12 protein-coding genes, 1 pseudogene and 2 riboswitches are annotated in these 13,246 nt (G+C 38.3%); all 13 genes and pseudogenes read left to right on the plus strand.

Going from position 1 to position 13,246, the window contains the following annotated elements; genetic code table 11:
* The first annotated feature begins 240 nt into the window (after positions 1–240).
* The 13 genes and pseudogenes from cbiM (at position 241) to QME45_00065 (ending at position 13,078) form a co-directional block, all read left to right on the plus strand.
* Positions 241–1,233, plus strand: a complete 993-nt coding sequence (cbiM, locus tag QME45_00005; protein ID MDI6617042.1) for a cobalt transporter CbiM — start codon at positions 241–243, stop codon at positions 1,231–1,233.
* A 31-nt stretch (positions 1,234–1,264) separates the two neighbouring features.
* Positions 1,265–2,059, plus strand: a complete 795-nt coding sequence (locus QME45_00010) for an energy-coupling factor transporter transmembrane component T (GenBank protein MDI6617043.1) — start codon at positions 1,265–1,267, stop codon at positions 2,057–2,059.
* Positions 2,060–2,063: 4 nt separating this feature from the next.
* Positions 2,064–2,792, plus strand: coding sequence for an ABC transporter ATP-binding protein (locus QME45_00015; protein ID MDI6617044.1), 729 nt, complete (start codon positions 2,064–2,066; stop codon positions 2,790–2,792).
* Positions 2,793–2,899: 107 nt separating this feature from the next.
* A riboswitch (cobalamin riboswitch) is annotated at positions 2,900–3,069 on the plus strand.
* A gap of 366 nt (positions 3,070–3,435) precedes the next feature.
* A complete protein-coding gene (locus tag QME45_00020) occupies positions 3,436–3,798 on the plus strand; it encodes a hypothetical protein (protein MDI6617045.1) in 363 nt (120 codons plus the stop codon).
* A pseudogene (locus tag QME45_00025) lies at positions 3,768–4,982 on the plus strand (cobaltochelatase subunit CobN). Before QME45_00020 ends, QME45_00025 begins: the two are co-directional and overlap by 31 nt.
* 27 nt (positions 4,983–5,009) lie before the next feature.
* A complete protein-coding gene (locus QME45_00030) occupies positions 5,010–6,938 on the plus strand; it encodes a magnesium chelatase subunit D family protein (GenBank protein MDI6617046.1) in 1,929 nt (642 codons plus the stop codon).
* A gap of 96 nt (positions 6,939–7,034) precedes the next feature.
* Entirely contained in the window at positions 7,035–8,069 is a 1,035-nt protein-coding gene (locus tag QME45_00035; GenBank protein ID MDI6617047.1) for an ATP-binding protein, read from the plus strand.
* 15 nt (positions 8,070–8,084) lie between these two features.
* Positions 8,085–8,507 carry a radical SAM protein gene (locus QME45_00040; GenBank protein MDI6617048.1) on the plus strand — a complete coding sequence of 141 codons (423 nt, stop codon included), beginning with the start codon at positions 8,085–8,087 and terminating at the stop codon, positions 8,505–8,507.
* Positions 8,508–8,648: 141 nt separating this feature from the next.
* Positions 8,649–9,110, plus strand: a complete 462-nt coding sequence (locus tag QME45_00045) for an SPASM domain-containing protein (protein MDI6617049.1) — start codon at positions 8,649–8,651, stop codon at positions 9,108–9,110.
* Positions 9,111–9,374: 264 nt separating this feature from the next.
* Positions 9,375–9,791, plus strand: a complete 417-nt coding sequence (locus QME45_00050; protein ID MDI6617050.1) for a 4Fe-4S binding protein — start codon at positions 9,375–9,377, stop codon at positions 9,789–9,791.
* A gap of 91 nt (positions 9,792–9,882) precedes the next feature.
* Positions 9,883–10,052, plus strand: a riboswitch (cobalamin riboswitch).
* A 224-nt stretch (positions 10,053–10,276) separates the two neighbouring features.
* Positions 10,277–11,290: an ABC transporter substrate-binding protein gene (locus QME45_00055; GenBank protein MDI6617051.1), complete on the plus strand. Its 1,014-nt coding sequence runs from the start codon at positions 10,277–10,279 to the stop codon at positions 11,288–11,290.
* Positions 11,277–12,290, plus strand: coding sequence for an iron ABC transporter permease (locus QME45_00060; protein ID MDI6617052.1), 1,014 nt, complete (start codon positions 11,277–11,279; stop codon positions 12,288–12,290). Before QME45_00055 ends, QME45_00060 begins: the two co-directional genes overlap by 14 nt.
* Complete coding sequence (locus QME45_00065; protein MDI6617053.1) at positions 12,287–13,078, plus strand: ABC transporter ATP-binding protein; 792 nt, start codon at positions 12,287–12,289, stop codon at positions 13,076–13,078. The genes QME45_00060 and QME45_00065 overlap by 4 nt, the downstream gene beginning before the upstream one ends.
* Positions 13,079–13,246: the final 168 nt, after the last annotated feature.

The following is a 13,246-nucleotide window of genomic DNA, read 5'->3' on the forward strand; positions in this document are numbered from 1 at the left end:
GTTGCTCAAAATAACATAATCACATTTATGCCTGATTTCATATTGCGAATTGAAGTTTAACTTATTGACAATATGCATTATATGTATTAATATAAAGCTTAGTTAAATGTGGATTACGAAAATTCACTTGTTGTTTGTTAAAAAAACTCATGTGCTTAGAATCTTAAAACAACCACGAAGGTTGAATGCCGTTTTACGGAATTCGTCTTTGTGGTTGTTTAATTTTAAGGAGGTTATATTATGCATATTCCAGACAATTATTTAAGTCCATCAACTTGCGCGGTTATGGGGGCGGTGATGGTTCCAATCTGGACAAGAGCAGTCAAAAAAGTAAAGAGGGAAGTAACTAAAAAGAAATTGCCTCTTATGGGAGTTGGTGCGGCATTTTCTTTTTTGGTGATGATGTTCAATGTTCCCCTTCCGGGCGGTACGACAGGTCATGCCGTTGGAGCTACACTGGTCGCACTGCTTATAGGACCGGAGGCTGCATGTATTTCAGTCACAATTGCCCTTTTAATACAGGCCCTTTTATTTGGAGATGGGGGCATATTGGCATTTGGTGCCAATTGTTTTAATATGGCATTTATAATACCATTTTCGGGATATTATATTTATAAATTTATTAAGGGCAAAATAAATACTGAAAGAGGAGAATATATTGCCATCTTCATCGGTTCATATATTGCGATAAATATTGCTGCATTGTTTGCTGCAATAGAGTTTGGGATTCAGCCTTTATTGTTCAAGGATGCTGCCGGCATGCCGCTCTATTGCCCTTATCCGCTTTCAGTATCGATTCCTGCGATGTTAATACCTCACCTTGCAGTTGCAGGTGTTCTAGAAGGTGTTATTACAGATGGGGTTTACGGATTCATCAGTAAGGTTTCGCCGGGCACCGTTCATGAAGGTTCTAAGACAAATATGAAGCCCATTTATACATTGATTGCAGTAATGGTCTGCTTATCACCACTTGGGCTTTTAGCCGCCGGGACGGCATGGGGTGAATGGGGAGCAGAGGAGATTGGTTCTGTTGTTTCCGGCGGTAAATCTTTGGGTTTTATTCCCAAAGGGATGAAAAACGGGCTTAGTTTTAACGCTCTGATGCCTGATTATTCAGTGAATGGAGTTCCTGAAATTGCAGGATATGTTTTATCGGCCATAGCCGGAGTTGCAATAATATTGATAACGTTTAAACTAATAAGTAATAGAAAGCATAATAATGAAAGTATATAATTGATAAATGCAAATGGAGAGGAAGTTACCGATGCCTGAGTGGCTTTTAGAAAAAGATGATTATATCCCTCAGAAGGACAAGGATGCCTTTATTAATAAGAGCATCCTGTCTATTTTGAATACACTGACGAGGTTTAGACTGCAGACAGAAGATAAGGCAAATAAATTTGGCATAAATGCGCCTGTTAAAGTATCATCGACATTGCTAATAGTCATACTTGTTTCACTCTCGCGGAATATATTTTTTGTTATAGCAACGGGTGTATTTCTTCTTTTAATCGTCAGTTTGCTTAATGCGGAAGAAATCAAATACATATTAAAGATGGGCATGTTGGCTGCACTATTTACCCTTATTATTCTGATACCTTCGATTTTAACTGGTAATAAGAATAATAGCTATTTGATTGTTCTTAAAGTTTTGATATCGGTTACAACAGTCAATATTCTATCCTGCACCACAAGATGGAATGATACCACTTCTGCATTAAAGATATTTCGTGTTCCGGATATTTTCATCTTTACATTGGATATTGCGATGAAGTATATAGTTATCCTCGGGGAATTTTCGCTAAATATGCTATATTCACTTAAATTGAGGTCGATAGGAGTAAGTAAGAATAGGAATACTCCCATTTCAGGAATTCTAGGAACGATGTTTCTAAAATCAAAGGAAATGTCGGAGGAAATGTATGGCGCAATGGAATGCAGAGGATTCACAGGAGAGTATAAAGTATATAAAAAGTTTAAAATTCGTATTAATGATATTATCTGTATATTATTTAATATTGCGCTAATGTTTGTATATTTTTATTTTAACAGGTTGTGATTTTATGATAGAGATTAGAGATGTATCCTTTTTTTATAATGATAAAGTAGAAGCGCTCAAACATATAAATTTGGTTATTGATTCAGGAGAATCTATAGCATTAATTGGGCCCAACGGCAGTGGAAAATCAACTTTTTTAAAACTAATCAATGGATTGATTAGCCCCGATAAAGGGACTTATGTTTTTGACGGCGTTGAGATAACCTCAAAAAAATTACAGGATAATATATTTTCCAAAACTTTTCATAAAAGAATCGGCTTTGTATTTCAAAATTCCGAAGCCCAATTATTTTGCCCTGATGTATATGATGAAATTGCATTCGGCATTAGGCAGATGGGAATGCCGGAGGGAGAAACAAATAAAAGGGTTGAAGACATTTTAGAATTGTTAAAAATTAGCGAATTAAGGAATAGACAGCCATATCATTTAAGTGATGGAGAGAAAAGAAAAGTCGCAATAGCAAGCGTACTTGTGATGAATCCGGATATACTTGCGCTGGATGAGCCGATGAATGGCCTTGACCCAAAGACAAAGCTATTTTTAAAAAATTTGATTATTGCCCTCAATAAATCAGGTAAAACAATTTTGTGTTCTACCCATGATTTTGAATATGTAAAAGGAATTTTTAAGAGGGCGGTTGTTTTCTCGAGTGGCCACACTATTATTAAAGACGGACCTTATAGTGAAATAATGTGTGATACGCAATTTCTTTCGGATAATAACATTATTTAATGATGAGTAAAACTTAAATTTGAATCTGGCGAATTCAAATAATCTTTATACACCTCCCGTGGATAACGGTCTTGATTTGTCATAAAAAAATGTATATAATCATATTAATTGAATATTTGGTTTCAGGTACTTTGTTTAATAGGGAAAGCGGTGAAAATCCGCTGCAGCCCCCGCTACTGTATACGAGGACGATTCCATAACCCACTGGCGTATGCCGGGAAGGATGGATGAGGATGATGCGTGAGCCAGGAGACCTGCCTGAAATATCAGTATTGCTTCGGCGGGAAGTATAATGCTTTATTGCATATAAACCATTTTCCCGAAATGGTTTTATTTTTGTGGTGAGCTCCTGCTTTGGCAGGAGCTTTTTTATAAGATAAAACATATGGATGTAGGATACGGTAAATATTTTGATTGTATGTTTTCTAAGATAAAAGACCTTGCTAATTAATTTAGATTTAGCAGTATATATCAAAAAACTCTGTGAACGATAGAGGGTGTTTGTAAAAATACGAATTGTATTTTTGTACGAGCTCTCAAATTCTCCCAACTTTTAGGTTAAGGGGATTTTCTTATGTGATATAAAAAAAGTACTAAATAACTATGAATAAGATGTTCTATAGTATTAGCAGTAATTGCGGTTTTGCTTGTTATGACAGCGGGATGTTCACAGAAGCCCGTAAAGAGTAATTCAGCAGCAATATCATCCGGTGGCAATGTAGCAGACGTGGTAAAGATGTATCCTGCAGGAAGCAACGCGCATTTGAAGTTTGCTAAAAATTTTAATATAGAATATCTTGAAAATGGAATGAAAATAGTAACTGATGGACGGAAAAGAAAAATGCTTCTTTTACAGAAGGGACAGCAATCGCCTGAGAAATATAAGGATTTGCCGTCAATAACGATTCCAATAAATATGGAAGATTTGTTCCAGCAGGACCGTCGGGAGCGCCCACAGGAGGAAATGCCGGGATATTGCCTACAGGCAGAAACTTTTATTCGGTAGATCCCGGAGCTATGCCGTCCCGCTCTTCATGGGAAATCGGAAAGATTTTGGGGAACCAGATGCTTGATCGTTACCTTAAGGATGAAGGAAAATATCCAGAGAGTGTAGCTATATTAGTTTGGGCTACTGAGGCAATGAGAACCTGTAGGGATGATATTGCGGAAACCTTTTATCTGCTGGGTGTACGTCCCGTATGGCTTGGCAATACCGATCGGGTAATAGGAATTGAAGCTATACCGATGGAAGAACTTGGACGTGCAAGGATTGATGTTACCCTTAGAATTACAAGTTTGTTTAGAGATGCATTTCCTAATTTAATTGAACGTGTGGAAGATGCAGTCAATTTGGTGGCTTAACTTGACGAGCCGGAAGATAAAAATTATATTAAAAAGCATGTAGATGAGGAAGTCGCGGATCTTGTAAAACAGGGAGTAGATTTAGAAAAAACTTATGAGAATTCATTGATCAGAGTATTTGGAGATGCTCCCGGATCATATGGGGCGGGTGTAAATAATATCATAGAAAGTAAAAAATGGAATGATGTAACTGATCTTGGAAAGATTTATACTACATGGGGCTGTCATGCTTATGGGGAAAAGCTTCATGGAGAAAAACTTCCTGAAGTATTTGCGCTTAGAATGAAGAAAGTAAACGTAGCAATAAAAAATGAATCCACAAGAGAATTTGATATGCTGGATAGTGATGATTTTTATAACTATTTTGGCGGAATGGTAGCGGTTATTACTACACACAGCGGATCCCAAAAACCTGCATATATTCCAAGCACTTCTGACACTGATCACATCGAGACCCTTGATCTTCATGAAGAGGCTTCAAGAGTAATGCGTGCGAGGGTAAATAATTCTAAATGGATTGAAGGGCTAAAAAAGCATGGCTATAGAGGAGTACAGCAAGTTTCTGCCATGGTGGATATTGCCTTTGGTTGGGATGCGACCACAAATGTAATTGATGACTGGATGTATGATTGTATTGCAAAAAGATATGCTTTTGATAAGAAAAATACAGATTGGATGAGAGAGGTTAATCCCTGGGCATTGCGCAATATAACAGAAAGGTTGCTGGAGGCGCATCAAAGAGGGATGTGGAATGCTTCCGAGGAAAGCGTCAATAAACTTAAAAAGATATATATGGAAATGGAAGGGAATCTTGAAGATTTAGGATAAGGTAATAGGGAGGAATAAGATTTGCATATGAAGAGTATAGTATTTCCTTTTGTAGCTGTGGTAGGGCAGGCGGCTATAAAAAAATCTCTTATTTGGAATATAGTTAATCCTTGTATTGGTGGAGTTCTGATCAGTGGAGAAAAGGGAACTGCCAAATCTACCCTTGTCAGAGGAATATGCAGCATTTCGCCAGGAATGAAATTAGTTGAACTTCCCCTTAATATTACAGAGGATAGGTTGATTGGAAATATCAATTTTGAACATGCCGTTAAATTTGGAGAAAAATATTTTGAACCGGGTATTTTATATAAGGCAAATGGAAATTTACTATATGTTGATGAAGTGAATTTGCTTCCTGATCACATTGTGAAAGCCTTGCTGGAATCGGCTTCTTCAGGAGTGAATATTGTTGAAAGAGAAGGCATTTCCTTTCGCCATGCTTCTAAGTTCATACTTGTGGGGAGCATGAACCCGGAGGAGGGAGGGCTTCGTCCCCAGTTTTTAGATCGATTTGGACTATTTGTTGAAGTAAAAGGGGAAAGCGATATAAGAAAAAGAGCTGAAATTATTAGACGCCGTATCGAGTATGAGAAAGATCCTCTTCTATTCATAAAAAAATGGCAGGGAAAAAACGAAGAACTCATGATTAAAATTGAAATAGCAAAAAAAGCGCTGAATAAAATAACGATTACTCCTAATGCCATACAATTGGCAGCATCTATCGCAAAAGAAGGAAATTGTGAAGGACATAGAGCCGAAATTGTAATTATTGAAACTGCAAGGGCTATTGCGGCATTAGATTCAAGAATTGCATTGAATATATCTGATATAAAAGAGGCGGCAAAATATGCACTGCCGCATAGGGTAAGGGAACAACAGCCCCAGCAGGAACAACAATCCCAGCAAGAGCAGCAGGAGCAAGATCCAGCGAACCATCAGGATAAACCACAGGAACAAGAGAACAACGGTGAACAAAATAATGACCGCCAAAGCAATCGGCAAAATGATAATGCTGATAATTATCCTGCAGATGGCAGACAGGAGGATGATCCCGATAACATGACTTCTGGGCAAGAAACAAGCGATGGTGAGGAAGCGCCGGAAGGAGGATCGGAAAAAGTTGATGATCCAGGAGAAATATTTACAGTATCTAAGTGGCTATCAGAAAAGAGCAATAATTCTATTGTCAAGGGGAGTGGAAGACGAAGCCTTGTAAAAACATCATCCACGCAGGGAAGGTATGTAAAGTATCGTTACCCAATCAAAGGCCAAATTAAGGATATCGCAATTGATGCCACACTTTGTGCCGCAGCCCCATATCAATTATATAGAGAAAAAAATGGTAGGGCTGTTGCAATAGAGAAATCCGATATAAGAGTTAAGGTAAGAGAAAAGCGAACTGGAAATACCATTATGTTTGTTGTAGATGCCAGTGGGTCTATGGGAGCAAATAAGAGAATGAAAGCAGTAAAAGGTGCCATCCTCTCACTGCTTAACGATGCTTATCAAAAAAGAGATAAGGTAGGTATGATTGCTTTTAGGGAGCATTCTGCAGAACTTCTTTTGGGAATAACGAGAAGTGTAGAACTGGCTGAAAAGAAACTGGCTGCTCTTCCTACGGGCGGCAGGACGCCGTTGGCGGCTGGGCTTAGTATGGCCTATGATGTCATAAAGGCCGCTAGGATAAAGGATAAAGATATTCTCCCGGTAATTGTATTGGTATCCGATGGCAAAGCAACTTATAGTTCAAATGGCATAGATGCTTTTGAAGAAGCGATGAATGTTGCAGACAAAATTGCTGCAGATAAGATAAAATCTATTGTTATTGATGCGGATGATAGTTTTGCTAAATTAAGTCTTGCAGAAAAAATAGCAGAGGCAATGAAAGCAGATCGATTTGAAATAGAAGAACTTCAAGCACAAAGCATTGTGGCAGCAGTATCAATGTCTTTGTAAAATTGAAGGTTAATAAAGACGAAAGTTTGGAATTACAGATATAAAGCTTTGTAAAAAAACTGAATAAATAATACATGTATATAGGAGAGTAAGTCTATGAATATAAATAAAAAAATATATCCCTTTACGGCAATTGTAGGACAAGAAAAAATGAAATTAGCCTTGATTTTAAATATTATAAATCCTTCTTTGGGAGGAGTACTAATTAGAGGAGAAAAAGGGACTGCTAAATCTACAGCAGTACGATCATTAGCGGATCTTATGCCGGAACGTTCTCAGATAGAAGGATGCAGGTTTTCTTGTGATCCATCAAATATTGAACAGGCTTGCCAACAGTGTTCAGAAAAAATAAAAAATGGCAAATATAACATAATAAAGTCAAAAATGAGGGTGATTGATCTTCCAGTAAGTGCTACTGAAGATCGTGTAGTTGGGACTTTAGATATAGAACATGCTATTCAAAAGGGAGAAAAGAAGTTTGAGCCAGGCCTGCTGGCTGAGGCCAATAGAAATATTCTGTATGTAGATGAGGTTAATTTGCTGGATGATCATATAGTAGATGTATTGCTCGATTCAGCCGCTATGGGTGTTAATACGGTTGAAAGGGAAGGGATTTCTTTTACTCATCCTGCAAAATTCACATTGGTCGGTACTATGAATCCGGAAGAAGGTGATTTAAGACCGCAGCTTTTAGACCGTTTTGGATTGGTGGTTGATGTCACAGGGGAAAATGAAACCTCAAAGAGGATAGAAATAATTAAAAGAAGATTGGAATTTGAAAAAAATCCGAAAGCTTTTGCCAAAAGCTATGAATGTGAGCAAAAAGATTTATCAGTGAAGATACAAAAGGCTATGAAGATCCTTCCAAATGTAACTTTGGAAGATAGTTTTTTTGGAACTTCAGCGAAGATTTCCATAGCTCTTGGAGTTGATGGACATAGAGCTGATATAGCAATGATTAAAACTGCAATGACCATAGCTGCATATAATATGAGAGAAACAGTTTCAAAAGAAGATTTAAAAGAAGCCGCCAGTTATGTCTTGCCGCATAGAATGAGAAGAAGACCATTTGAGGGTTCACAAATAGACATGGATATGGTAGAAGGTAAAATAGATGAGATTATTAATTAGAGGGAATTTATAATCGTGGCAAAAGGCAGGATATTGGTTGTATTATGGACAACCAGTAAATGTAATTTGAAGTGCAGATATTGTTATGCCTCGGCAGTAAAGGAAAAATCTGATATGGATTTTGAAACAGCTGTTAATGCACTAGATCGTTTTAGCGGTCAACCTATGAAGATACAGTTTGCAGGAGGAGAACCATTAATAAACTATGATCTCATCTGTAAGATCTATGAATATGTAGAACAATGTGGATATGATGCTGTATTTCAAATGCAAACTAATGGAACTCTGATAGATGAAGAAAAGGCAAAGGAAATCAAAGAAATGAAAATCGCAGTTGGTGTGAGCATAGATGGCCCTCCGGATATAAATGAATGGTTAAGAGGAGGAACAAAGAAGGCGGTTTATGGTATCCAATGTTTAGCAAATGCAGGAGTATGAATTAACATCAATAGCGTAGTTACTGCACAAAATGTAAATAGACTCCCAGAGCTTGCAGACTTTGCATTATATTTAGGGAATGTGGCCGGCATTGGATTAGATTTAGTCAGAGATGCAGGCCGGGCAAAGGAAAGCACATGTTTGATAAAAAAACCTAGTGCTGAACAATTGAAGCCGGCGTTGAATTCACTTTTTCAAAGATGTGAGTTTATATACGAACACTTTGGTAAAATGATTGTTATACGAGAGATAGAGGAAGCCAAAAGACGGCTTAATTGTTCAGTATGCAGCAAGGAATACTGCTATGCATCTTGCGGACGTTCATTTGTAATTTTACCAGATGGAGATGTATACCCATGCGGTTCATTGATCGATAATTCAAAATATTATATGGGAAATATAAATAATAGTTCTCCAAAGGGCATTGCATTAACTAAACAAAATGCGGGTAAATGTAATGAATGCAGTTATTTTTCTGTTTGTCCCGGTGGATGTCCATCAAGAATGATCGTCAATTCGGGTAAACCACAAGTGGAAACATTAGATTGCGTTTTAAAAAAATCTGCTTTTGAAATTGCGGATAAGCTGCATAAATGCTTGTAATAGTTAAATTATAACAATACGTTAAGGAGAAGAAAAATGAAAGCTGTAGTTATTTATTATTCTCAAACTGGTAATACAAAGCAATTTGCTTTGGAGCAAGCAGTGTTTGTGAAACAGATTTGGTATATATCTCAAAGATAAATTATCAAACATTAAAGGATTATGATGTCATAGGAATTGGTACTCCTGTATGATGCGAAAGAGAACCGGTAAATGTTAGAAAATTGATTGAAAACATAACGGATATCGAGGGCAAATACTCGTTTGTCTTTTGCACGCATACCACAGGGGAAAGACTATATTGAACGTTATGGAGGATCTGATCTTTTATCAATGGCAGAAGGTTCTCAAAAAGAAAAAAATGCATCCAAACCTGATATAATGATAAATCGAGATATCTGTAATTTCCCGACATGTTCTTTATGCAAGGACAATTGCCCGTCGGTAAGCATTGATCCTTCCAGAGAAAATCCGCAGGATAAAGCATCATGTGAAGTTTGCCATTTTTGTGAAGAGATATGTCCTACCGGAGCAATAACTTTTAGCGGAAGAATGCATATAAATAAAAATAACTCTATCGTAAAAAAGTTGGCAGATGATCTAATGGAACATAGAGAACTGCGAAGATTCAGACCGCTTGTATCTTTTGATGAGGTGGGGACCATCAAGCCTGGCGAATGAGTGTTCAAAATAACATAAACTCATATTGCGAATTGAAGAACCGGAAAACAATTGCTTGATTTGTCATAAAAAAATGTATATAATCATATTAATTGAATATTTGGTTTCAGGTACTTTGTTTAATAGGGAAAGCGGTGAAAATCCGCTGCAGCCCCCGCTACTGTATACGAGGACGATTCCATAACCCACTGGCGTATGCCGGGAAGGATGGATGAGGATGATGCGTGAGCCAGGAGACCTGCCTGAAATATCAGTATTGCTTCGGCGGGAAGTATAATGCTTTATTGCATATAAACCATTTTCCCGAAATGGTTTTATTTTTGTGGTGAGCTCCTGCTTTGGCAGGAGCTTTTTATATTCAAAGATGCATGACTTAAGCTCAAGTATTCGTGTGTATATATATTCTTCAAATATAAAATATACACCCGAAGTATTCTTGCCGGAGATAAATATTGCTAAATTTATGAGAAGAGGAGAGAAATGAAATGATGAAAAAATTTATCGGAAAACTATTAACAGTAATACTGACAGGTGCGGTTGTTTTAACAGGTTGTGGACAGAAGGCACAGAATACAGCGTTAAAAAACAATGCATCTTCAGGTCAAAATCAAACACAAAAGAATACTGCAACTTATCCTATGACTATAAAGGATGATGCAGGGCGTACCGTTGTCCTTCAGAAAAAGCCGGAGAAAATTATAGCTCTGGGTTCATTAATGAATGCATTATATGATGCCGGAGGAAAATCCATAGCAAGATGCGATTCGAGTTCCAGTGACCCTTTGCCTGAAGGAACTGAGAATTTGCCTACTGTTGGTAAGTCTTACAATATAAATATGGAAAAATTAATATCGCTTCAACCGGATCTTGTCATATCCCAGGTTGGGATTCATGATAAATACACTTCGGTTCTGGAGACTAATAAGATCCCGGTAATTGTACTGCAGATGAAAACTTATGATGATATTATCCAAAAATTTAAACTGCTCGGCGATCTGTGCGGAACCTCTGAAAAGGTCAATGAACTGATAGGGAATATGAAGCAGAAAACAGATGATGTCGTATCAAAGCTTCCGCCAAGTCCCAAAAAGGTGCTTATATTGTATGTTACATCTCAGGATGTATCTGTGAAACTTGACAACAGCATCGCTGGAAATGTTTCACAGGTTTTGAAATTAAAAAATATAGCGTCGGGAACAAAACCTGAAAAGATGGGGGCGGATAATGCGCCTTTCAGCATGGAAAAAGTCGTTGAGAGCGACCCTGATGTTATACTGGTTACCACCATGGTATCGTCGAAGGATCAGGCAGAAGAAAGAATCAAAAAGGATCTCGAGAGCAATCCGGCATGGAGCGGGCTCAGGGCTGTAAAAGAGAAAAAAATCGTATATCTCCCGCAAAATCTTTTCCTTTCCAATCCCGGAGCGAAATTCTACGAATCTGTAGAATATATGGCAAAGGCAGTTTATCCGGAGGTTTATGGGAATGTGGGAGAATAGTTCCCAAATAGATAACAGTTTGAAGGATAAAGGGCGATGGAAGGCTTTCATGTTGCTTATTTTCGTTTTTTTTGCGGTGTCGGGTTTTCTCATAAGCAATTCGATAGGTACCATGGAGATTTCGATTCCTGATATATTGAATGCGATATTTGTGAAAAAGGAAGGCCCTATACGACAGGTGATATGGAACATCAGGCTTCCGAGGACAATAGTTGCAGCTCTGGCAGGAGCAAACCTTGCCGTATCAGGGGCGATATTGCAGGGGGTCATGCGAAATCCCCTTGCAGATCCCCATATTATCGGGATTTCATCAGGCGCCGGTCTCGCAGGAGTAATAATACTTATTTTATTTCCTCATCTGACATATCTGGTACCGCCAGTTGCATTCATGGGAGCAATGGGTGCGGCGGTTATGATATACGCCCTTGCATGGAAAGGTGTACAGCCTTTGAGGGTTATACTTGCCGGAGTTGCGGTTTCATCTTTTTTAAGCGCTGGTATATCGGGGTTGATGGTTTTTTACAGTGACAGGGTAAGCGGAGCATTGATGTTTATGGCTGGAGGATTGTCGGCGCGAAGCTGGCCGCATGTCCGAATGATATTGCCATATACTATATTTGGATGTGCAGCTTCATTTATTATGGCAGAGAAATTGAATATATTGGTGCTGGGGGATGATATCGCAAAGGGCTTGGGATTGAACGTTGAGATGGACAGGCTGATTTTGACCGCTATCGGAGCGATACTTGCTGCCAGTGCAGTTTGCGTGGTAGGGCTTTTGGGATTTGTAGGACTGATTGTGCCACATACTGTAAGACTACTTACAGGGTCGGATCATAGATTTTTGTTTCCAGCATCGGCATTACTGGGAGCCGGGCTGGTTATGATAAGCGATACGCTGGCAAGGACGCTTTTTAGCCCCCAGGAAATTCCCGTAGGCATCATAACTGCAGCGCTGGGCGCTCCTTTTTTCCTGTTCCTCTTAAGGAGGGAAAGATGATGTATTTAGTTGAAGTTAAAAATATGCATATATTGCTTAAGAATAAGAAGATAATAGACGGGATAAATTTGAAATTTTTACGGGGTAAAATTACATCCATAATTGGCCCCAATGGGTCGGGCAAAACGACAATTTTAAGGGCAATATGCCGGAATATAAAGCTCAGCCAGGGGACTATTGATCTGGACGGGAAAGACATTTCTTCATACAGTACAAAGGGTTTTGCAAAAAAGGTTGCTTTCCTGTCGCAGAATCATGAATGTCCTGAAGATATAGCTGTAAGAGAACTGGTGAGATATGGCAGATATGCCCATAAATCATGGTGGAGGGGCGATACAAAAGAAGATGATTCAGTTGTCGGATGGGCTCTTGAAATGACAGGCATGATCGATTTTGCAGAGCGGAGCATGGGGACGCTTTCGGGTGGAGAAAAGCAGAGGGCATGGATATCTATGGCTCTTGCACAGAAACCTGAGCTTCTTATACTGGATGAACCCACGACTTATCTGGATATTTGTTATCAACTGGAAATACTGGAATTGATAAAGCATTTAAATGAAAAGGAAGGCATTACCGTAATCATGGTTTTGCATGATATCAACCAGGCAGCCAGGTTTTCGGATGAAATTGCAATTATTAAGAAAGGGAAGGTGTTCGCGTCAGGCAGTCCCTTCGATGTCATCAATACAGATAATTTGCGAGAGGTATTTGGAGTTGAAACGGATATAACTTACGACAGCAGTGGAGGAAATCCTGTATTTTATCCAAAATGCATTGCATGTTCGTAATCTGCATAAATGTGGGTTTTATATTCTTCAACTTCAATTCGTAATTTGAAATCAGGCATAAATAACATAAGCTAAAATTACGAATCGAAGATTCTTCAAATATAAAATATACATCCCATAAATGTTTTCATTTGTATTTTAAATGTATGGACATCCAATAATTTTTTG

It is taken from the genome of Clostridiales bacterium (assembly GCA_030016385.1).
Lineage (GTDB): Bacteria > Bacillota > Clostridia > Clostridiales > Oxobacteraceae > JASEJN01.

Bases quoted from the DNA above. Each gene is read 5' to 3' on its own strand.
- cbiM (MDI6617042.1), top strand. From the start codon at position 241: ATGCATATTCCAGACAATTATTTAAGTCCATCAACTTGCGCGGTTATG.
- QME45_00010 (MDI6617043.1), top strand. From the start codon at position 1,265: ATGCCTGAGTGGCTTTTAGAAAAAGATGATTATATCCCTCAGAAGGAC.
- QME45_00015 (MDI6617044.1), top strand. From the start codon at position 2,064: ATGATAGAGATTAGAGATGTATCCTTTTTTTATAATGATAAAGTAGAA.
- QME45_00030 (MDI6617046.1), top strand. From the start codon at position 5,010: ATGAAGAGTATAGTATTTCCTTTTGTAGCTGTGGTAGGGCAGGCGGCT.
- QME45_00035 (MDI6617047.1), top strand. From the start codon at position 7,035: ATGAATATAAATAAAAAAATATATCCCTTTACGGCAATTGTAGGACAA.
- QME45_00055 (MDI6617051.1), top strand. From the start codon at position 10,277: ATGATGAAAAAATTTATCGGAAAACTATTAACAGTAATACTGACAGGT.
- QME45_00060 (MDI6617052.1), top strand. From the start codon at position 11,277: ATGTGGGAGAATAGTTCCCAAATAGATAACAGTTTGAAGGATAAAGGG.
- QME45_00065 (MDI6617053.1), top strand. From the start codon at position 12,287: ATGATGTATTTAGTTGAAGTTAAAAATATGCATATATTGCTTAAGAAT.